17 protein-coding genes are annotated in these 20,255 nt (G+C 65.4%); 4 read left to right on the top strand and 13 right to left on the bottom strand.

The features are described 5' to 3' along the window. A partial coding sequence (locus tag EK16_RS09735) for an EB domain-containing protein (protein WP_038036692.1) occupies window positions 1-606 on the top strand: 606 nt, incomplete at its 5' end. A 186-nt stretch (window positions 607-792) separates the two neighbouring features. Further along, complete coding sequence (locus EK16_RS09730) at window positions 793-1,137, top strand: hypothetical protein (RefSeq protein ID WP_051929214.1); 345 nt, start codon at window positions 793-795, stop codon at window positions 1,135-1,137. 80 nt (window positions 1,138-1,217) lie between these two features. Here EK16_RS09730 and yihA read toward each other — a convergent pair whose 3' ends face one another. The 12 genes from yihA to EK16_RS09670 form a co-directional block, all read right to left on the bottom strand. After that, the gene (gene yihA, locus EK16_RS09725) at window positions 1,218-2,039 is read right to left on the bottom strand and encodes a ribosome biogenesis GTP-binding protein YihA/YsxC (protein ID WP_081910463.1); all 822 of its coding nucleotides are present in this window, start codon (window positions 2,037-2,039) and stop codon (window positions 1,218-1,220) included. 1 nt (window position 2,040) lies between these two features. Then, window positions 2,041-3,885: a membrane protein insertase YidC gene (gene yidC, locus EK16_RS09720; protein WP_038036691.1), complete on the bottom strand. Its 1,845-nt coding sequence runs from the start codon at window positions 3,883-3,885 to the stop codon at window positions 2,041-2,043. A gap of 39 nt (window positions 3,886-3,924) precedes the next feature. Next, window positions 3,925-4,356: a ribonuclease P protein component gene (rnpA, locus tag EK16_RS09715; protein WP_081910462.1), complete on the bottom strand. Its 432-nt coding sequence runs from the start codon at window positions 4,354-4,356 to the stop codon at window positions 3,925-3,927. Between the two features lie 44 nt (window positions 4,357-4,400). Then, a complete protein-coding gene (rpmH, locus tag EK16_RS09710) occupies window positions 4,401-4,535 on the bottom strand; it encodes a 50S ribosomal protein L34 (RefSeq protein WP_038036690.1) in 135 nt (44 codons plus the stop codon). A gap of 355 nt (window positions 4,536-4,890) precedes the next feature. Continuing rightward, the gene (locus tag EK16_RS09705) at window positions 4,891-5,451 is read right to left on the bottom strand and encodes a transglycosylase SLT domain-containing protein (RefSeq protein WP_038036689.1); all 561 of its coding nucleotides are present in this window, start codon (window positions 5,449-5,451) and stop codon (window positions 4,891-4,893) included. Window positions 5,452-5,461: 10 nt separating this feature from the next. Then, window positions 5,462-6,994, bottom strand: a complete 1,533-nt coding sequence (locus EK16_RS09700; RefSeq protein ID WP_038036688.1) for a flagellar hook-length control protein FliK — start codon at window positions 6,992-6,994, stop codon at window positions 5,462-5,464. Beyond that, complete coding sequence (locus EK16_RS09695; RefSeq protein ID WP_038036687.1) at window positions 6,991-8,283, bottom strand: hypothetical protein; 1,293 nt, start codon at window positions 8,281-8,283, stop codon at window positions 6,991-6,993. The genes EK16_RS09700 and EK16_RS09695 overlap by 4 nt, the downstream gene beginning before the upstream one ends. Before the next feature lie 3 nt (window positions 8,284-8,286). Continuing rightward, complete coding sequence (locus EK16_RS09690) at window positions 8,287-9,645, bottom strand: MotB family protein (RefSeq protein WP_038036686.1); 1,359 nt, start codon at window positions 9,643-9,645, stop codon at window positions 8,287-8,289. 6 nt (window positions 9,646-9,651) lie between these two features. Further along, window positions 9,652-10,431, bottom strand: a complete 780-nt coding sequence (locus tag EK16_RS09685; protein ID WP_038036685.1) for a hypothetical protein — start codon at window positions 10,429-10,431, stop codon at window positions 9,652-9,654. A gap of 3 nt (window positions 10,432-10,434) precedes the next feature. Next, entirely contained in the window at window positions 10,435-12,192 is a 1,758-nt protein-coding gene (fliF, locus tag EK16_RS09680) for a flagellar basal-body MS-ring/collar protein FliF (protein WP_038036684.1), read from the bottom strand. Window positions 12,193-12,387: 195 nt separating this feature from the next. Beyond that, a complete protein-coding gene (gene mutM / locus EK16_RS09675; RefSeq protein WP_038036683.1) occupies window positions 12,388-13,302 on the bottom strand; it encodes a bifunctional DNA-formamidopyrimidine glycosylase/DNA-(apurinic or apyrimidinic site) lyase in 915 nt (304 codons plus the stop codon). A 17-nt stretch (window positions 13,303-13,319) separates the two neighbouring features. Beyond that, the gene (locus EK16_RS09670; protein ID WP_156098565.1) at window positions 13,320-14,240 is read right to left on the bottom strand and encodes a DMT family transporter; all 921 of its coding nucleotides are present in this window, start codon (window positions 14,238-14,240) and stop codon (window positions 13,320-13,322) included. 134 nt (window positions 14,241-14,374) lie between these two features. On the opposite strand from EK16_RS09670, the gene EK16_RS09665 reads away from it, so the two are divergent. Together EK16_RS09665 and EK16_RS09660 are read left to right on the top strand one after the other, a co-directional pair. Next, on the top strand, window positions 14,375-15,565 hold the full coding sequence (locus tag EK16_RS09665; protein WP_156098564.1) for an ABC transporter substrate-binding protein: 1,191 nt from the start codon (window positions 14,375-14,377) through the stop codon (window positions 15,563-15,565). 278 nt (window positions 15,566-15,843) lie between these two features. Further along, on the top strand, window positions 15,844-16,449 hold the full coding sequence (locus tag EK16_RS09660; protein WP_038036826.1) for a superoxide dismutase: 606 nt from the start codon (window positions 15,844-15,846) through the stop codon (window positions 16,447-16,449). Between the two features lie 192 nt (window positions 16,450-16,641). Here the strand turns inward: EK16_RS09660 and EK16_RS09655 are convergent, their stop codons facing one another. Further along, window positions 16,642-20,094, bottom strand: a complete 3,453-nt coding sequence (locus EK16_RS09655) for a chromosome segregation SMC family protein (RefSeq protein ID WP_038036825.1) — start codon at window positions 20,092-20,094, stop codon at window positions 16,642-16,644. Between the last annotated feature and the right edge of the window lie 161 nt (window positions 20,095-20,255).

The raw sequence follows: 20,255 nt of genomic DNA, 5'->3' as shown, positions 1-20,255 counted from the left end.
GTGCCGGCCAATGAGGTTCCGGCCCTGCGCAAGAAGGGGTGGCGGCTTAAGCAGATCGCGCCCGGTCGCTGGTGCGGTCAGCCAGGTGTGAAGCCCTGCCCGCCGGGCATGCATCGGGTGAAGGATCGCTGCGTGCCCATCGTCAAGCCGTGCCCCCAGGGCATGCAGAGGCTGAACAACCGGTGTGTGCCGATTGTCAAACCCTGCCCGCCGGGCATGGTGCGCAAGGGAGGCGTTTGCCGGCCGGTGAAGCCGCCCAAGCCGCCGGTGGTCAAGCCCTGCCCGAAAGGCATGAAGCGCCTCGGCAATCGCTGCGTGCCCATTGCCAAGCCCAAGCCGCCTCAGCCGAAGCCCTGTGGCAAGGGGATGGTTCGGGTGCGCGGAAAGTGCGTGCCTGTGCGGCCAAAGCCGCAGGCAAAGCCGTGCCCGAAGGGGCTGGTGAAGGTGCGTGGCCGCTGTGTGCGCCCGCAAAGCAGCCGGCCGCGTCCGTCCTGCCCGAAGGGCCAGGTGCTGCGCAAGGGGCGCTGTGTTGCAACCCGCCCGGCCCAGCCCGCCAGGCCACCAGTGCGCAAGCAGCCGCAAATCATGGTGCCGCAGCTGAAATAAGACCGGGTGCGAAATCAGACACAGGCCGGCATCGACACGACCTTCAGGGGTGGCGGATCAATCCGCCGCCCCTTCCCATGTCCTGACATGTCTTGAAATGCGGCAGCCGCATCGGATCTCGCGCCGGGCGAGGGGCTTTACGCCTCATATCCGCATGACATTTGCAGAAAGGAGGGGAAACACCAGATGTGGGTCATCACGACGGAGGGCATGATCTCGTGTGTCCGGCATAAGGATAAGCCGAATATCATCATCGTGCGGGCACGGAAGAAAGACCATCTTGAGCGGGCGTTTCCGCAGCATGCCGATGCCATCTTTCAGCTTGAGGACGCGGATTACACCTGGCGGCTGCATGTCGAGGAACAGGTGCTGAAAGACATGCTGGTTCGCTATGTCGAGGAGAAGCTCGATTATCCAAATTTCAAGAACGCGGTGGCGGAGCGCCATCCCGAGGAGCGCGCCTATCTCGATGCCCTGCACGAGGTCTGGTTCACCTTCCTGCGCTTTCTGAAATACGGCGGGCGCTCATGATCATGACGATCAAAACGGTTCTTCCGGGCTCCGTGTCACCGCCGATAGGGTGTTATGAGCATTATTCCAGGTTTGGGCTGTCATGTTGCCTTGAGAAGGCGGGCGATTTCGGCGCGCAGTTCGGCAAGGCCTGTGCCCTTGCGCGCGGAGGTGACGTGAACGACCGGGTGCGCCGCCGGCCGGGCGGTTAAGGCGCGGGCGATACTGGTTCGCAGTTTTTCGAGGTGATCGGCGCGGGCCTTGTCCGCCTTGGTGAGCACCACCTGATAGTTGACCGCGGCCTCATCGAGCAGATCCATGGCGGCAAGATCATGGGCCTTAAGGCCATGGCGGGCGTCGATGAGCACGAACACGCGGCGCAGGGGCGCGCGGCCGCGCAGAAAGTCGCGCACCAGGGCCTGCCAGCGCTTCACCAGGGATTTCGGCGCCTTGGCATAGCCATAGCCGGGCATGTCCACCAGGGCCATGCGCCCCTCGGCGAGGGCGAAGTAGTTCAGCTCCCGGGTGCGGCCGGGGGTGTTGGAGGTGCGGGCCACATCGCGGCGATTGAACAGGGCGTTGATCAGGGAGGACTTGCCCACGTTGGAGCGGCCGGCAAAGGCGATCTCCACCTCATGCGGCGGCGGCAGGTCACGCATGTCGGCCACGCCTCGGAGAAAGACGGGCGGTCTGGCGAACAGGCGCCGGCCCTGTTCCAGGGCACGTTCGCGCGCTTCCTCATCAAGATCGGACAGCGGCGCATCCACAAGCCGCGGCGGCGATGACGGCGCTGACGCCGGCGTTGCCGCCGCCCCAGTCGCCGTCGCGTCTTCCGCCTTTATCTGTTGCGCTTGCCGTTCGCCGCCCGTCTTTGCGTTCCCGGCGGGCGAAGAGCGGGGCGCCCTGTTTCTTTCCGCGGTCATGTCAGGCCTTGTCGGCCCCCTTGTTGAGGAACGGCAAACTCTTCTTCAGCGCGTTCCACAGATGGATCTCGGCGCCGTGCTTCTTCATGATGTAGCTCTGCTGGATGATGGAGAGGAAGTTGTTCCATGTCCAGTAGAGCACGAGGCCGGCGGGAAACGTGCCGAGCATGAAGGTGAAGAGCACCGGCATCCAGTTGAAGATCTGGGCCTGCACCGGATCGGGGGGCGGCGGATTGAGCTTCATCTGCACCCACATGGTCAGGCCCATGAGCAGGGGCAGGACGCCGATCTGCAGAAACAGCGGCGGATCCCAGGGGATGAGCCCGAAGAGATTGAACAGGCTGGTGGGATCGGGCGCGGAGAGGTCCCTGATCCAGCCGATGAAGGGTGCATGCCGCATCTCGATGGTGACGAAGAGCACCTTGTACAGCGCAAAGAAGATCGGCACCTGAATGAGCATGGGCAGGCAGCCGGCCATGGGCGAGACCTTGTTCTTGCGGTACAGCTCCATCATGGCCTGCTGCTGCTTGAGCTTGTCGTCCTTGTACAGCTCCCTGATGCGCTCCAGCTCGGGCTGAAGCTTCTTCATCTTCGCCATGGAGGCGTAGGACTTGTTGGAGAGCGGGAAGAGGACGAGCTTGATCAGCAGCGTGGCGACGAGAATGGCAAAGCCATAGTTGCCCAGCAGGTTGTACAGCCAGTGCAGCAGGAAGAACATGGGCTTGGTGATGAAATAGAACCAGCCCCAGTCGATGAGCAGGTCGAATTTGTCGATGCCGTAAGTCTTCTCGTAATTGTCGATGAGCGCAACGACCTTGGCGCCGGAGAAGGTGAGGGTCTGCTGCGTGGCCTTGGCCCCGGGCGCGATGGTCACGCCGGTCTTGCCCAGCCAGTCGGCCTGGAAGATGTCGGTGCCGTTGACCTTGGTATGGAAGAAGCGGCCATGAATGGCCTGCTTCTGATCGCGCGGCATGACGGTGACCGCCCAGTACTTGTCGGTGATGCCCAGCCAGCCGCCGGTGGAATCGGCCTCCTGGGGCTTTGCATCCTCTTCCATCAGGTCCTTGTAGCGGACTTCATAGAGCTCACCGTCAAGAACGCCGATCAGCCCCTCATGGAGCACGAAGTATCCTTGCGTTTTCGGCACGCCGTGACGCTGCACCCGCGCATAGGGATAGAGAACCACGGGCTTGTCGGAGCGGTTCTCCACCGTCTGGGTGACGGAGAACATGTAGTTCTCATCGACGGTGAAGGTGCGGCGGAAAATGAGCCCCTCGCCGTTGTCCCATTCCAGGGTCACGGAGCCGCCTGCCTTCAGCACGGCGCCTTCGGGCGCCTTCCACACGGTATCGCGCCCCGGCACCCTGACGTTCTGACCGGGCGCGGGCGCCCAGCCGACTTCGGTGAAATAGGCATTCTTCGTGCCGACGGGATTGAGCAGGGTGATGATGGGGCTGTCTGGCGAGACCGTCTCGCGATAGCGGCGCAGTTTCAGGTCATCAAGCCGGCCGCCGCGCAGATTGATCGAGCCGATGAGCGAGGGCGTATCAATGCGTACGCGCGGGTCCTTTTGCAGAACGGCCTGCCGCGGCTGCATGCCGCCCGGGGCCGGCGCGGCAACGCCGGGCGCCTGGGCCTGGCCGCCCTTGCCATCCGTGGCCGCTGGCGTTGGCGCGGTGACGTCGGCTGATTTGGTGGTGGAGGGGCTGGCCGTCTGTTCCTGAGCCGCCTGCTGAAGCTTCTTCTGCTTTTCCACCTGCGGGCCGACGTAGAAGATCTGCCAGCCGATGATGATCAGCAGCGAGAGGACGATGGCTATGATGAAATTCTTCTGCTCGCCTTGCATGGCTTATGGCTCTGTCCCGTTCGGCCGGAATGCTCCGGTTCATTTCTCCTTGCGGCCCGCCGAGGTCTTGCGGCGGGGGCGCGCAGCATGTCCCCGGCCGGCATTGAGCATGTCCAGCGCCCGCAGCAGCTGCCCGCGCAGATCGGCAAAACGGGCGGTGGCCGTGCCTTCGCGGGCGATGAAGACGTAATCCCGCCCCGGCAGCAGACGCCCCTGTGGCAACTGACGCACGATTTCACGCAGGCGGCGGCGGGCCCGGTTGCGAATCACCGCCTTGCCGATGCGACGGGTGGCCGTGAAGCCCACGCGGGGCGGGCCGTCATCATTGCGCTTGCGCATCTGCACCACCACCAGCGGCATGGCCCGGAACACGCCGCGGGCGGCGGCAAGAAAATCGCTGCGGTGGCGCAGGACTTCGGGCATGCGCGCAACCGCGCCCTCGCCCGCCTTGTCGGTTCCGGCTTCAGGCATGTGTCACACAAAAAGGGCCGGATGCCGCAAAGCCGGCGCTTTATTCAAGCCGACAGACGCGCGCGGCCCTTGGCCCGACGCCGCTTGAGAACCTTGCGCCCGCCGCGCGTGGCCATGCGGGCCCGGAAGCCATGACGGCGCTTGCGCACAAGACGGCTCGGCTGAAACGTCCTCTTCATCGCTCGAATCTCCTCGCAGAATGGCTCAAACCCATCACATGCCCGCGTATGGCCCCGTGCGGCGGCCCGGAGACGATGCAACGCTCAAGGCCATCCAAGAACACAGGACAGGATACGCCGCTTTCGCCTTCCCTTTTTTGCAAGGCAAGGCGAAACGGGCGCATCCCTTCGCTCCCTTTCCGGCCGTCGGTCTTTCCTCGTTGCCGGGAAACAGGCCGGGCCCGAACGCGGGCCGTCGTCATGGTTGCGGCTTATACGGCCAGGCCGCGGCCAAGTCAACGAAAGGGAGATGAAAAGGCGGTCATGGACGACTGGGCAAACAGGACGGCGGGGTGCTGCGAAATGGCTGTTTCCTTCAACGGCGGCAGAAGCGTCTGGCGGCGGGAGTCCAGCGGCCGAAGCCGGTAGCGACAAGATTGCGGATGACGGCACAGACATAGCGCTTCTGGGCAGCGTCGTTGTTCGGCCCGGCGTGATAGCGGGCCGCGGCCATGGTCCAGGAGCCCTCGCGCTCGTAAAGGCGGCGCAGGAACCGCGCGGCGTAATCCACGTTGGCAGCGGGATCAAGCATCTGACGCGGCGAGGCAAACTGGCGGCCGTGATAATGATGATTGATCTGCATGCATCCCAGATCGATCAGATACTTGCCGCGGGCGCGGGCAGAACGGAAGATGCGCAGGGCTTCCTCGGGGCTGCCGGCGTAAACGGCCTTGCCATGGATGTTGAGCGCCCAGGGGCGCAGGCTGCCCTTGCGCCCGGTCTCGGTCAGCCCCACGGCATAGAGCACCGCCAGGGGAACGCGGTGCCGGCGCGCGGCGGTGAGCATGTAACGCTCACAAACGCCGGCGTTTCCCGCAGGCCGGCGCGATGCCGCCGCCGCATCTCCGGAATGGTTGAGGGCCGCGGCAAGCAGCATCAAAAGCAGGCTAGAGATAGACAGCGCGCGGATCGCGCTCCGTTTGCGTGGCACTGCCTTCATCGCCCCGTCCTAAGTCACCATGGCCTGAAGAGGAACCGGCCCGGCTGCGCTCATCCTGCCCCTGACCGCTGAACGCGCCCTGCCCCTGACCCGCACCGGCTTGCCCACCCGGATGATGGGAAGGGCTCTGTCCAGGGCCCGGCATCTGGGCATCCTGCCGGGAGACGACAGCCAGGGCGGGATCCACCCCGATGTGCACCTGCACCTGCCGCATGCCGCCAGCATGCCCTTCGCGGGTGATGATGCGGCGGGCGAGATCCTCGGCATCGCGGCGCACGCGCTCCGCCCAGGCGGAATCGGGAAGGGTGATGCGGATCTCAAGCACGCCCTGCTGCAGGGTCAGGCGGGCGCTGACCGTGCCGAGGTGCTCCGGCTTCAGCTGAATGTGCAGATGTCGATTGACGGTCACCGCATGACCGGTCTGACCATGTGCGCCGGTGAGATCGGAAAGCCCTTGCAATACGGCATCGCGGATGCGCCCGGCATTGGCCTCGATCGCGCCGGCATCGTCCACGGCCACCGTGGCAACCGCTGCAGCATCCAGAGCTCGGGGCGGCGCGAAATGCCGGCTCTGGCCGGCATCCTCCACCTGCAGTTTCACATCACGCATGACATCGGCAAGCCGCCCGTTGCCGGCAGGGGCTTCAAGCCGGCGCCCGCGCCCTTCATCAACGCCCGCCAGAAACGCATCCGGATGAAGCGCTGAACGATTATCGCCTTTCGGTGCGCCGGAGATATGTTTATCCGGCATCGATGAGACGGCATCGAAATCCGCATCCACGGGGACCGCTTTATCCGTGAAAGAACGCAGCGGCCTTCCCGTCTCAGAAGAGAAAGGCGTGCGAACCGGCATGGCGCCCGGCTGCCTTGAAGCACCGTTCAGGAAGCCAAACGATACCTGCTGAACCGGCGTATCCGCAGCTTCGCGCGGCAAGGCCCCCTTCTCGTCAGCGGCTTCTGCCTTCGGCTTAATACCATCAGGCCCGGCATCCTTGGCATCTTCGCCATCGCCCTCCGGCCTTATTGCATCGGGCTTAAGCGATGGTTCGGGCCCGTCAGCCTCTTTCATCAGGGAAACAGTGAGGGCTTCGATTTCTTCCGGATTGTCCATTTGCGCAGCCTGCAAAGACACACGGGATGCGCCCGCCCCGTCACCGGGCCTGCGCGGCATGGACGATGCGGCTTTCGCCTTGCGCCGGTGACCCTTTGCCGCTGTGCGCTCACTGATCTCGTTGCCCTGTTTTTCCTGAGCTTGCGCCTCTGGCTCGGCGTGCGCGCGCGCCCCCGTTTTGGGGGACGTCTCGGCAGCGGAGGTTGTGGAACCGGACGGCGCAGAACCTGTCGGCTGTTTTGACAGATAGTCATCGAAAGGCGGCGCATCGGCCTGATTGCGGGCATCGGGCGCATGCGCCTGGTCCTGCATGACGGAAGCGGACCTGAACGAGGCCTTCATGGAGAACATGGGCAAGGAGGTGCTCATGGGATGTCCGCGTATTGCTTCAAGAGCCGTTCCACCTGCGCCGCCAGGGCTTCGGCCCGGGCCAGCCTGGGATCATCCTGCTCTTTCTGGCTTGCGCTGGCCTTGCCTGTGCTCTCTTTGGCCTTGTGCCCTTTCTTCTTTTTCACCCGGATGGCGGCGAGTGTCTCCGAAAGGGGCTCATCAATGATCGCCCGCCCCACCAGCAGCGCGGCAAGGCGCAGGCTGCGGTCCCGTTCGCCGAGGTTCTTTTCATCCAGAGCGTTCAGGGTATTGAGGATCGGCTCGGGGTCGGGCCGGGCGATCTCGGCGGCGGCGCGATAGAGCCGGGTGCGGGCAGCGAAGCGCGCCACGTTCGGATAAAGCGCCCGCGCCTTTTTCGCCGCATGAGCGGCAAGGGCGAACTTGCCGTCAAGCAGGGCGCGGCGGGACATGGCAGCGAGCAGAAGCGCCCGGCGCCGCTTGCTTAAGCGGGAGAGCAGCGGCTCGATCCGCTCCAGCGGCGAGGGCCGGAGGCCATAATCCAGCCGCACCAGCACCACGGAAAGCCGCTTCAGGAAATCATCGACATAAAAGGAGCGATTGAAGCGTCTGAGATAAATGCCGGCCAGGCGCACGGCCCGTTCGACATCGCCCTCCATGCCGGCCAGCCACACGCCGCGGCGCAGCGCCACCTCCTCCTGCAGGGTGCCGGGCTTGAGCAGGCGGACATGATCCAGATGCGCAAGCGCCAGCGGCGGATCGGAAGACGCGCGCAAGACCGCCACCGCCAGCTCGAACTGGGCGCGGGCGTTGCGCGTCATGAAGGCATGAACGGAAATGCCCGAAAACAGCTTCCAGGCGCGGGCATTCTCGCCGCGGGCATAGGCGACAGCGCCTGCAAGCGCGCCCTTGGGCAGGGCCACGGGAACCTTCTTCGCCAGCAGCCGTTCGGCCACATCGGGGCGGCCGCCGGCGAGCAGCCAGGTGAACAGCGCCTCGGCATTGCGTTTCTCCCGCCAGATGCGGGGCGGAAAGGCAGCCATGCGCCGGATGAGAAAACGATGCAGGGCGCGGGCTGTGCGGGCGGCGCGGGCATCGCCTTCAGCCAGGCGGTTCTGCACATTCTGCAGCGCGCGCAGGTATTCCCAGGGTCTGGCCTCCTGATACGACGTGGCAGCCTTATGCGGTGCGGCTGCCTTTTGCGGCGCGGCCTCTTGATGCGGCGCGGCGACGAGAGGCGAAGAGGAGACAAAAGCCGTCAAGACGACCGCAAACAGGGATGCGCCGAAAGCGGCAATGCGGACGGACATGGCTTATTCCTCCCGCTTGAGAAGGATCTCGATGCGGCGGTTGCGGGCATCATAAGGATCGTCGGGAACGGCCGGCTCGCGATCGGCCAGCCCTTCCACGCGCACGAAACGGTTCTCCGGCAGGCCGCCGCGGATGAGCATGTAGCGGGCCATGTGGGCGCGCGCGGTGGACAGGCGCCAGTTGTCATAGCCCTTGCTGCGATAGGGGCGGGCATCGGTGTGACCGCGCACGATGATCTTGCCCGGCATGGTGCGCAGGATCTTCGCCACCTTTTCCATGAAGCGCACCGTCTGCGGCAGGGGCTTGGCCGAACCGATGGCAAACATGCCGAAACCGGCCTTGTCGGAGATGGAGATGAGCACACCTTCATCGATGCGCTTCACCGTCACCTCCGGCGCCAGACCGCCGCTGCCGGCCAGTGCCTTTTTCAGCGCCTTGCGCAGCATCTCCACCTGCTTTTCCAGGTCCTTGATGCGGGCGGCCTGTTCGGCATGGGCCTTCTGCAGTTCGGCAGTGCTCATCGGCCTGGTAAGGCGCGCGGCCTTGTTTTGCGCCGTGTGTGTCTTCCCCTCTTTTTGCTGCGCGTTATTCGCTTGCGCGTTTTTTGCTGCGTGTTTCTCCGGCATCGCGGCAGAGGCCTTGCCCTTATCTTTCCCTTCAGCCAGCTTCAGGGCCTTTGCCTTCTTCGCCCCGTCTTCAGCCGCGGCCGGGGCGGTGCGGCGGGTGGTGGGATTTTTCGGGCCGCCTTCGGCGCTGGCCGCGTCCTCCGGCGGCAGGTCATCATCAAGCATCTCCCAGGTGCGCGGCGCATAAGGATCGCGGAAGGCATCGCCGCCTTCGGCGCCAATGGTCTCGGGATTGCGCTGTTCGGCGGACCCGGAGAGCAGGTCCGGCGCGCCGCCGGCGATGCGATCAAGCGTGCGCACCGGATCCCGGAACAGTTCGCTCTCCGGAATGTCGCCGCCGGTGAAATAGGAAACCGGCCCCTTCTTTGGCGTCTGGTGGCGCTTGGGTTCGTCGATCTTGCCGCTGTCGGCGACCTTGGCCTTGGCCTCGTTCTTCAGCTTCTCGTTTTCGACATCGCCGCTCGAAGTCTTGGGATCCTCTTTGAGGCCGCGGGGATTGGTCGTGGTATCGACAAGCTTCACCGGATTGAAATAGCTGGCCACCTGCACCTTGGTTTCCTCGTTGGCGGCGTTGATCAGCCACATGACCAGAAAAAAGGCCATCATCGCCGTCATGAAGTCGGCAAAGGCCACCTTCCACACGCCGCCGTGGTGGCCTTCCTCGCAGTGGCCGCCCTTGCGGACGATGACGATCTCGCCATGATCACCATGGCGTTCCATCTGGGGTTCGCTCATCGGCCCTTACCTTTCCGCTTCATCCGGCGCCGGCGGCGCTTCCCGTAAGTTCGCCGCCCATTGCGAGATGGCGGTGCGGATCACCGTTTCGTGCACCATCACCTCAATCTCGGCCATGGTCTCATCCTCGGCGCAGGCCTCATCCGGCAATCGGCCGCTCAAACGCGCTTTCAGGGCACGAAGGAGCGCCTTCGGCCCGCGCACGCGAAGCTCGATGCCCTCCTCCTCGCGCAACAGCCGGTCAAGCCGTGCCGCCAGTTGGACAAGCGCCTGTTCGCGCGCCGCTTCGGCCAGCACAGGGCGCAGGACCTCAGCCAGCACGGAAAAGAGCGTTCCCTGCAGCTCGGTCAGCCCGGCATCGATGCGCGCGGCCAGATCACGCGCCAGAGTGTCGGCAAGGGCCGCTTGCGCAGCCCGGCGCTCGGCCTCAAGCCGGATGCCGAATTCCGCACGCAGGCGCGCAAGCTGCGCCTCAAACCCCGCCCGCGCCTCCATGAGCCCGGCGCGGCGCCCTTCCGCGAAGGCGGCGATCAGGGCCTGCTGCGATGTTCCTTCTCCCGGCGTTTCCGCCTCATGCCTTGCCAAAGCCGCCTCGGGCTCTTGCATGTGCGCGTCATGAGAAGCAGTGACGGAAGAGGAGTCTGACGCCGGTGCATCATCCCTCTTTCCCTCTGTTGCGTCGCCGCCCGCTTCCCCTTTGAAAAGCGCCGCCAGCGGCGGCCGCCGCCGGGGCCGCTCAAAGGCGGCCAGCCGCCGGGCCAGGGGTGTCGGTCGCCGCCCGCTCATGCCTTACGCCTCCTCCCGCAGCCATTCCTTCAGCACGGCCGCGGCCTGCCTGTCGTCGTATTCAATGAGCTTCTTCAGCTTCTCCACCGGCTCGCGGGCATTGGCGCCGTCAAGAAGCTCGGCGAGCGGATCGAGCGCCTCCTGTTCCGCCGCCTTCGCCTCCGCCGAGTCGCCTGCGCCCTCCTGAGCCGTGGCGGTGGCCTGTTCCGGCCCGGGCAAGGCGCCCTCCGCCTGTGCCGGCGCGGCAAGCTGTGCCGCCGCCTCACCCTCTTCGCTGCCAGGCAGGGCTGCCTGATCGGCCAACTCGCCGGCCTGATCATGCACCTCCACCTCCGGCGCCGGTGGTTTGGCCTGCTGGGTGAGCATGCGCAGGGCGGGGCGCACGCCGAGCATCATGATGAGCGCAATGGCGATGATGACGGCGGCGGCGTTGAGCATGGTCGGCAGCATGGAGAGCAGCCAGACGGTGAAGCCGGTGCCGCCCACGGGCTCAAGCGGCCGCGAGGACTGAATGAAATCGGTGATGGTGATCTTGAGCGTATCGCCGCGCTTTTCCGACAGGCCGGCGGCGGAAGCGACAAGCGCGCGCAGCTCCTTCTCCTGGGCGGCGAGATCCTCCGGCGTCAGCTTGCGGCCAAGCACGGTTTCCAGCGCCTTGCGGTTGACGATGACGGCGAGGCTGATGCGGTCGATGTCATAGCCATCATGCTCGGTGATCACGCGGCGGGAGCTGATCTCGTAGTTGGTGATGCGTTCCTTGCGGTCGCGCTTTTCCTGATTCTTCTGCCCGCCGCCGGCGCCGGTCTCTTCCTGGGGAATTTCCTGCTGCACGGAGGTGGCCTTGGCGGAGGAGGAATTGACCGAGGAGATCTTCTCCTTGATGTCGCGCACGGAGCGCTCCACCCGCGATTCCGGATCGTAGGTGATCTCATCCACCTTGCGGCGGTCGGTGTTCAGGCGCGCGGCCACCGAGACCTGAAAGTTTCCGGCGCCGATGTAGGGCACGAGGGTGGAGCGCACGTTGTCGCGGATCATGCGCGCCAGATTCTGCTCCAGATCCACCAGCCGGCGGGGGGCGGCGGAAAGATTGTCCTCGCCGCTGGCCAGCAGCGTGCCGTCGGTGTCCATGACGGAGACGCGCTCCACGGCCAGACCGGGCACGGCGCCGGCGACGAGATGACGAATGGCGCTGGCCGACGCCGGCGAGAAGCTGCCGTCGGTGCGAATGAGGACGGAGGCGGAGGCCTTGCCGGAATTGCGGCGGAAGCTGTAGCGCCGGGGCAGGACCAGATGCACGCGCGCGGCCTTCACGCCGTTGATGGTCTGTATGGTGCGGGCAAGCTCCCCTTCCAGGGCACGCACAAGGGTGACATCCTGCATGAAGGAGGTCAGCCCCAGCGCGCCGATGTTGTCGAACAGCTCATAGCCGGCGCGGGCGGAGCGCGGCAGGCCCTTTTCCGCCAGCAGCATGCGGGCGCGCGCCGCCTGTCCATAGGCGACCTTGACCGTCTGGCCGTCGGCGCTGACGTCGAAATCAATGCGCGCCTCGGACAAGGCCGCGCCAATGGCCGAAACATCGCGCGGCGAGAGATTGGTATAGAGGGTCTCATACTGCGGGCGGGTGAGCAGCCAGGCGGAGAGGCCCACGGCCAGCATGACCAGCGCGCCAACGACACCGAGAATGATCAGGCGGCGCGTGCCCAGCGCCGCCAGGCTGGTGCCGAGCCGTGCGATGTTCTGTTGCACGTCGATGTTCGCCATGAGCCCCTGCCAATGATCCTTTCACGCAGCACGCATGCCCGAACACGCCATTATGGATGGCTTGAAAAGACGGGCGTTGCCGCCGTCATCATCAACAGGCAGCCTTGTGCGAGGGTTGCGCCTGCAGGGATGCGATGCAGCAAGGCAGGCCGCTTCTCCTTTCACCCCTGCATTGCGTAATGGACAGAGGCCATTTCATCGCGAGGGCCGGGCCTTGGCCTCCTCGCATTGGCAGACGGGGCAGAAGAAGGTGCTGCGGCCCGATTGCACCATGCGCTGAATGGGATGGCCGCAGCGTTCGCATGGTTCGCCTTCGCGGCCGTAGACGGAAAAATGCTGCTGAAAGGTGCCGCTTTCGCCCGACACCCTTTGATGGTCCCGCAAGGTGGCGCCGCCGGCGGCAATGGCTTCGGTAAGCACGTCGCGAATGGCGGCAACGAGGCGTTCCAGTGCCGGTCTGGCCATGCCGTCCGGCGCCAGCGCACCGGCCGGGCACAAGGGCGAGATGCGCGCGCGAAACAGGGCCTCGCAGACATAGATGTTGCCAAGGCCTGCCACCACGGTCTGATCAAGCAGCACGGTCTTGATCGGTGCGATGCGGCCCGCAATACGGCGGGCAAGTCCGGTTGCGGAAAAGGCATTGCCCAGCGGCTCCGGCCCCAGATGCGCCAGCATCGGATGCTCCTGCGCCCGTTCGGTGGCGATAAGATCAAACAGGCCGAAGCGGCGCGGATCGGTATAGATGATGCGGGTGCCGTCCTGAAGATCGAGGATGAGATGATCATGCGGGCCTTTCTTGCGCCTGGCCGCGGGCTGGAAATAGAACTCGCCCAGCGCCTGCGCCGCAGCCCCCTCGGGCGGAAGGACGGTGAAGCGGCCGCTCATGCCCAGATGGGAGATCAGCGTCTGGCCGCTGCTCAGCCGCCAGAGCAGGAACTTGGCGCGCCGGGTCAGCGAGAAGATGCGCGCGCCCTCAAGTGCGGCCTTCAGCCCCCGCGGCCAGGGGCGGCGCAGGGTCTTGCGCGAGCGGCGCACCTGCACGATGCGTTTTCCCTCCACATGCGGTGCCAGCCCGCGCCGCACCGTCTCCACTTCCGGCAATTCCGGCATGTTTCTTCTCGCTCCGCTCAGGATGCGGCCGCTTTCTTCATGGCCAGACGCCGCGCCATCACCCGCTCGCGATGAAACACGAACAGCCCGGCGCCGGCAACCATGAGCGCGCCGAGAACGGTGAGCAGATCCGGCACGTCGCCAAACCACAGCCAGCCGATGAGGATCATCCAGAACAGCTGTGTGTAGGAAAAGGGCGCCAGCAGGGAGGCATCGGCCAGCCGATGCGCCTGCACCAGCAGGAAATGTCCCATGGAGCCAATGCTGGCCATGCCGATGAGATAGGCCCATTCCGGCCCCTGCGGCAGGGCGAGGGCGCCGGTGACGACCGGCAGGGGCAGCGAAAGGACGGCGCCGGCCGCCGTGCCCCAGAACAGCGAGGCAATGGCGGCATCATGCGCGCCCACCTTGCGGGTGAAGATCTGATAGAGAGACAGCGTGAACGCCGCCGCCAGAGACAGGAGCATGGCGGGATGAAAGGCATCCGTGCCCGGCCTTAAGACCAGCAGGACGCCAAGAAAGCCGGCAAGCACGGCAAGCCAGCGCCGCCAGCCCACATGTTCGCCAAGCAGCAAAGGCGAGAGCAGACAGACCCACAACGGTGTTGAGAACAGCAGGGAGGAGGTCTGCGCCAGTTGCAGGTATTTCACGGCGATGAAATTGAACAGCGTGGCCAGCACCATGAACAGGCCGCGCACAAGCTGCATCTTCAGGTTGGCGGTGCGCAAGAATCCCTTGCCCCAGATGACAAGGCCGGCGAGCGCGATCACGAGCGCGCCGAAAACATAGCGCCCGGACACGATCACCGCCGGCGGCAGCGTGGCGGAGAGAAACTTGGCGGTGGCATCCATGACGGAAAAGAAGACGAAGGCCACCGTCATGAGGAGAATGCCGACAGATGAGGGATGCCCCGCCTGTGTTTCGTCGTTCTCTTTCATGAGATCGCGCCTCTCCTTTGCGGACAAACGCCTTGAAAAACGCCCCGCTCACCCAAAGAGTGCCTTGTCCGAAGCCGGCAAAGACCGTATGCAGGCCAAAAATCGGTCCCAAGCATCAGGGAGGGTGTGTAACGATGCTGCGCAAGGCTCTGGCAGTTACGTTTGCGGCCGGTCTGTCGCTGTGCGCCACGATGAAGGCCATGGCGGCCGAGGTCAAGATCGGCTTTGTGACGACCTTAACGACCCCGGCCGCGGTCATCGGCCGCGACATGGTGGATGCCGCCAAGCTGGCGATCGAGCACATGGGCGGCAAGATGGCCGGGCGCGATGTCAGGCTGATCGTGGAAGACGACGGTTTTCGCCCCGACATCGGCCGGCAGAAGGCGGTGAAGCTGGTGAAGCAGGATGATGTGGATTTCGTCACCGGCTTCATCTGGAGCCATGTGCTGATGGCGGCGCGCAAGCCCGTTCTGGACGCCGGCAAGTTCCTGATCTCCGCCAACGCAGGCCCGGCGCCGCTGGCGGGCAAGCTGTGCCACAGGAATTTCTTCTCCGCCTCCTGGCAGAACGATCAGGTGCCCATGGCCATGGGTGAGGTGCTCAATCAGCTCGGCGTGAAGACGTTGTACATCATCGCGCCCAACTACACGGCGGGCAAGAACATCGTCGCCGGCGTGGAGCGCACCTTCCGCGGCAAGGTGCTGGGCAAGGATTTCACGCGCTGGGGCAAGGACGCGCAGCTGGATTTCTCCGCGGAGCTGTCCAAGGCGGCCGCTTCCGGGGCCGATGCGCTTTTCGCCTTCTATCCGGGCAAGGCCGGCATCGCCTTCATCCGCCAGTACAATCAGGCCGGCCTGAAGGACAAGCTGAAGCTCTATACCGTATTCACCATCGATGCCCTGTCTCTGCCGCGGCTGGCGCAGGCGGGCATTGATGTCATCGGCGGGCAGTCCACCCATTTCTGGAGCCCGGATCTCAACCCCCCGGCCAACCGCCGTTTCGTGAAGGCCTTCCGCGAAAAATACGGGCGCTATCCCTCCTTCTATGCCGCACAGGCCTATGATGCCATGAACCTGATCCGCGCCGGGGTGGAAGGAGCGAAGGGGGATCTGGAGAACACCGATGCCATCCGCGCCGCCATGAAAGCGGCAAGGTTCGAATCGGTGCGCGGCCCCTTCCGCTACGGCAACAATCACTTCCCCATCCAGAACTTCTACCTGCGCGAGGTGGTCAGGGACGATCAGGGCCATCTTACCTTCCGCATCGTCAAGACGGTGCTTAAGGATCATCAGGATCCCTACGCCAAGGACTGCCCGCTGAAATGAGAGACACCCCGCCTTTTGGCCGCACATGGGCGGCAGGGGGCGGCAACCGGCTTCCATGCTGCGGAAGCGCGGGCTGTTGCGCAGGAGAGCCGCACTCTCTAGTGTAGATCGCGAATGGCCAACGGCCGGGCCGCCGCTCAGGACATGGGCGCGGCCCGTGTCGGTTGGGCCTGCGCCAGGGAAAGATCCCGCTCGCTTTTGCGCATTGACATGTCGAGAAGCGGCGGGATGTGCGCATGAACACGCAAACGACAACCCAAGAAAGGGAGAACGCCACGATGGCCTTCGAATTCACGCTGCCGGACCTGCCCTATGCCTATGACGCGCTGGCGCCGCACATGTCGGCGGAGACGCTGGAATATCATCACGACAAGCATCACGCCGCCTATGTGACCAACGCCAACAAGCTGCTGGCCGGCTCCGGGCTGGAAGATGCCGATGAGATCACCATCATCAAGGAATCCTTCGGCAAGAACCCCGGCCTGTTCAACAACGCCGCGCAGGTGTTCAACCACACGTTCTTCTTCAACGGCATGAAGCCCAACGGCGGCGGCGACAAGCTGCCGGGCAAGCTGGCCGAGATGATCGACCGCGATCTTGGCGGCTTTGCCAAGTTCCGCGAGGACTTCATCAACGCCGGCGTCACCCAGTTCGGTTCCGGCTGGGCCTGGCTGGCGCTGAAGGACGGCAAGCTGCAGATCATGAAGACGCCGAATGCCGAAAACCCCTTCGTGCACGGGGCGGTGCCGATCCTGGCCTGTGACGTGTGGGAGCACGCCTATTACATCGACTATCGCAACCTGCGTCCGAAGTTCCTCGAGGTGTGGTTCGACAATCTGGTGAACTGGGAGTTCGCCGAGGCCAACCTCGAAGCCGCGCTGTAATTCAGGCGCCCGGTCTTTCGGGCGCGTCTGTGCTTCGGCAGTGCCCCAAAGCGCATGAGAGAATGAACACCAATCACGGGATGGGGAGCGAATTCCCCGTCCCGTTTTTTAAAGGGATTCGCTGCGTTCGCGGTGATCGCTGCAATGGAAGGCGAATCCCCCTCACGCACATCAATATGACCGGAGCATCCCCTACGAAGCTTCGCGTAAGGATTCGGCCGTTTGCAGGTCCACCGAGACGAGGCGGGAAACACCCGGTTCGGTCATGGTCACGCCGAAGAGCCTGTGCATGCGCGCCATGGTGATCGGGTGATGGGTGATGATGATGAAATCGGTTTCCGCCCGTTTCAGCATGTCATCCAGCAGGTTGCAGAAACGCTCCACGTTGTGTTCGTCCAGCGGCGCGTCCACCTCGTCCAGCACGCAGATCGGCGAGGGGTTGGTCAGAAACACGGCGAAGATCAGGGCAATCGCCGTCAAGGTCTGTTCGCCGCCGGAAAGCAGCGAGAGGGTCTGCGTGCGCTTGCCCGGCGGCTGCGCGAAGATTTCCAGCCCCGCCAGCAGCGGGTCATCATCCTCCACCAGTTCCAGATGCGCCCTGCCGCCGCCGAAAAGCGTCACAAACAGCGAGGCGAAATATTCATTCACCCTGTCGAAGGCCTCCAGCAGGCGCCGCCGCCCCTCGCGGTTGAGGGCGGCAATGCCGCCGCGCAGCTTCTCGATGGCCTTTTCCAGATCCTCCCGCTCGCGCAGCAGTTTCTCAAGCTCGCGCTCCGCGGCGCGCAACTCGTCCTCCGCGCGCAGGTTCACCGCTCCCAGCCGCTCACGGGCATCGCGTTTCTCGGCCAGAAGCCGCGCCACCTCATCCGGATCCGGCAGCGTCTCGGGCTCCAGCCCCGCCTTCATCGCCAGATGCTCCGGGCGGCACTCCATGCGCTCGGCAATGCGCAGGGCCACTTCCTGCCGCCGCTCCTCGGCCGCCTCCAGCCGCGCCTGCAGGCGCGCCTGTTCCTCACGGGCCGCGGCCGCCTCCCGTTCGGCCTCGCGCCAGGCCTGTTCGGTCTCGCGCAAGGCGCCTTCCGCTTCGGCCAGGGCATCGCCGGCCGCCTTTTTCGCCTCCTCGGCCTCGGCAATGGCGGCAGCAAGTCTTGCCGCCTTGCGCTCGATTTCTTCAGGGCGTTTTGTCAGCCGGTCCATCTCCGCCCGCAGGTCCGCCATGCGCCGGCGCAGGGTCTCGCTGCGGGTCCGCGCCCGTTCCGCCCGTTTCAGCCAGGCACTCTTCTCATTCTCGATGGCGGCAAGGCGGGATGCGCGCATCTTCGCCTCGCGCTGAAGCCCGTCAAAGCGCGCGCGCGCCTGTGCATAGGCTTCGCGCCGCTCCTCCCGCTGGCGCTCAAGCGCGGCAATGTCCTCCTCAATGCCATCCATGGCCGGCAGGGCCGCAAGCGCGTCTTCAGCCTGCGCAAGCTGGGCGCGGGCCTCCTTAATCTGGGCGGAAAGGCGCTCCTCGGCCTCCTTGAGCGCGGAGAGCTTGCGTTGCCGCTCCGCTTCCTCGCGTTCCGCCTGCTGCAGGCGGCGCCGCGCCGCTTCCAGCGCCTGCCGGGCCGCCGCCTGCCTCTTGCGGATCGCGCGCAAGGTCTCTTCGGCTGTCTTCACCGCCGTCGCGGCCGCCTTGAGCGCCTCTTCTGCCGCCTGCACCCGCGCCACAGCTTCTTCATGCGCCTTGCGCAGCGATTCCAGCCGATTGCGCTCCGCCAGCCGCCGCGCCGCCGCTGTTGGCGCCTCCGCCGCGGAGACATAGCCATCCCAGCGCCAGAGATCACCGGCCGGTGAGACCAGCTGCTGGCCCGGCTTCAGCGCGGGCTGCAGGGCATGCCCTGTATCGGCGTTCTGCACCACGCCTGTTTGAGACAGGCGCCGCATAAGCACATCCGGCCCGGAGACATGGTGCGAAAGGGGCACGACGCCTTCGGGCAGGGCAATGCCTTCCGGCAGCGGCGGCAGCAGCCGCCAGTAAGCGTCCGCCTCGTCATCTGTGCCCGCTTCCAGCGCCTCGCCCAGCGCCGCGGCGAAGGCCCGCTCCAGGCCCGCCTGCACGCGCACCATGTCGATCAGACGCTTGCCCCGGGCATCATCCGAACCCAGCAGATTTTCAAGCGCGCGCACCTCCGCCGCCAGGGCGTCCGCCTCACGGCGGCTGTCATTCCAGGCCTGCCGTTTTTCTGCTTCCTCGGCGCGGGCCTTGTTCAACGCCTCTTCCGCGGCGGCGAGGGATTCCTCGCTCTGGGCGAGGGCCTTTTCCTCCTCCTGCACGGCCGCCTGGGCCTGCGCCAGAGCCTGATCCTGCGCGCCTTCTTCGCGTAAGCCTTCAATCTTTTCCGCAACCTCGCGCAGCTCCTGCTCCAGCCGCTCAAGCCGCGCCTGCGCCTGCTGGCGGGCGGTTTCAAGGGCGCTTTTGCGTGCGGCATGATCGGCATGGGTCTTCTGCAGCGCCTGCAGGCGCTCTTCCACTGCCCGCAAGGCTTCCTGCGCCTCCTTCAGGCGCTTTTCCGCCGCAATCCGCGCCTGTTCATCGTCTTCAACCGCAAGCAACGCTGTGCGTTCCTGTTCCAGGCGCTTGAGCGCCTCTTCCGCATCCTCCGCCGCCTCTTCCTCGCGGATGAGATCCTGCCGGGCCTGATCGAGGCGCTCCTCCATTTCCTTCAGCCGCCGCTCTGCCGCCTGCGTGGCGCGCTGCAGCGATTCCCGCTCCACCAGCAGCCGCTGCAGCACCGCGCCGCGGGTGGCCTCTTCCTCGCGCAGGGGCTTGAGCTTCTCCTGCAGGGCCTCGCGCTTGCGCGACAAGGCGCTGGCCGTGCGCGCATGCTCCGCCAGCCGCCGGGTGATGGCCTGCAGCTCGGCTTCCGTCTCACTCACCGCCTGTGCCGCCGCCTGCCAGGCATGCCACAGCGCCGCCGCCTGCAGCCGGGAGATTTCGCGGGAAAGGGTGCGATAGCGCTCCGCCTGGCGCGCCTGCCGTTTCAGCATCGCCACCTGCGCCTCGAGCTGGGCGATGATGTCTTGTAAGCGCTCGAGATTGCTCTGCGCGGCCGACAGCTTCAGCTCCGCCTCATGACGGCGGGTATGCAGGCCGGTGATGCCGGCCGCCTCTTCCAGAATGCGCCGCCGGGCCTGGGGCTTGGCATTGATGATCTCGCCAATGCGCCCCTGCCGCACCAGCGCCGGCGAGCGCGCACCGGTGGAGGCATCGGCAAAAAGCAGCTGCACATCGCGCGCACGCACCTCGCGCCCGTTGATGCGATAGGTGGAGCCGCGGTCGCGCTCGATGCGGCGCGAAACCTCAAGGATCTCGCTTTCCTGCCAGGGCGGCGGTGCGGTGCGGGCCGAATTGTCCAGGGTGAGGGTCACTTCCGCCACGTTGCGGGCGGGGCGCGTGCGGGAGCCGGAGAAGATCACGTCCTCCATGGTGGAGGCGCGCATGTTCTTGTAGGAATTCTCGCCCATCACCCAGCGGAGGGCTTCCAGAAGGTTGGACTTGCCGCAGCCGTTGGGCCCGACGATCCCGGTCAGACCGGGTTCGATGAGCAGTTCGGTGGGTTCCACGAAGGACTTGAACCCCACAAGCCTGAGCCGGCGAAACCGCATGCCTTCTTCTTCTCTCTGCCCCCGTGAGCCGATGCGGCTTTCTTCCCGGCGCCGGCCTGTTTCACTCACCGCATGCCCGCCGCCTGTGCATCGGCGGCATCCTGCATCTGGCGCCCGTGCCTCAATGGATATGTCGCCGCCCCGGACTTTTTAAGGGCGGC

The organism is Thermopetrobacter sp. TC1 (genome assembly GCF_000746275.1).
Lineage (GTDB): Bacteria > Pseudomonadota > Alphaproteobacteria > Rhizobiales > Aestuariivirgaceae > Thermopetrobacter.
This window is presented reverse-complemented; position numbering and strand designations above follow the sequence as displayed.

Excerpts from the sequence above, each read along its gene's own strand:
- EK16_RS09730 (WP_051929214.1), top strand. The coding sequence starts at position 793 with ATGTGGGTCATCACGACGGAGGGCATGATCTCGTGTGTCCGGCATAAG.
- yihA (WP_081910463.1), bottom strand. The coding sequence starts at position 2,039 with ATGACCGCGGAAAGAAACAGGGCGCCCCGCTCTTCGCCCGCCGGGAAC.
- yidC (WP_038036691.1), bottom strand. The coding sequence starts at position 3,885 with ATGCAAGGCGAGCAGAAGAATTTCATCATAGCCATCGTCCTCTCGCTG.
- rnpA (WP_081910462.1), bottom strand. The coding sequence starts at position 4,356 with ATGCCTGAAGCCGGAACCGACAAGGCGGGCGAGGGCGCGGTTGCGCGC.
- rpmH (WP_038036690.1), bottom strand. The coding sequence starts at position 4,535 with ATGAAGAGGACGTTTCAGCCGAGCCGTCTTGTGCGCAAGCGCCGTCAT.
- EK16_RS09705 (WP_038036689.1), bottom strand. The coding sequence starts at position 5,451 with ATGCTGCTTGCCGCGGCCCTCAACCATTCCGGAGATGCGGCGGCGGCA.
- EK16_RS09700 (WP_038036688.1), bottom strand. The coding sequence starts at position 6,994 with ATGAGCACCTCCTTGCCCATGTTCTCCATGAAGGCCTCGTTCAGGTCC.
- EK16_RS09695 (WP_038036687.1), bottom strand. The coding sequence starts at position 8,283 with ATGTCCGTCCGCATTGCCGCTTTCGGCGCATCCCTGTTTGCGGTCGTC.
- EK16_RS09690 (WP_038036686.1), bottom strand. The coding sequence starts at position 9,645 with ATGAGCGAACCCCAGATGGAACGCCATGGTGATCATGGCGAGATCGTC.
- EK16_RS09685 (WP_038036685.1), bottom strand. The coding sequence starts at position 10,431 with ATGAGCGGGCGGCGACCGACACCCCTGGCCCGGCGGCTGGCCGCCTTT.
- fliF (WP_038036684.1), bottom strand. The coding sequence starts at position 12,192 with ATGGCGAACATCGACGTGCAACAGAACATCGCACGGCTCGGCACCAGC.
- mutM (WP_038036683.1), bottom strand. The coding sequence starts at position 13,302 with ATGCCGGAATTGCCGGAAGTGGAGACGGTGCGGCGCGGGCTGGCACCG.
- EK16_RS09670 (WP_156098565.1), bottom strand. The coding sequence starts at position 14,240 with ATGAAAGAGAACGACGAAACACAGGCGGGGCATCCCTCATCTGTCGGC.
- EK16_RS09665 (WP_156098564.1), top strand. The coding sequence starts at position 14,375 with ATGCTGCGCAAGGCTCTGGCAGTTACGTTTGCGGCCGGTCTGTCGCTG.
- EK16_RS09660 (WP_038036826.1), top strand. The coding sequence starts at position 15,844 with ATGGCCTTCGAATTCACGCTGCCGGACCTGCCCTATGCCTATGACGCG.
- EK16_RS09655 (WP_038036825.1), bottom strand. The coding sequence starts at position 20,094 with ATGCGGTTTCGCCGGCTCAGGCTTGTGGGGTTCAAGTCCTTCGTGGAA.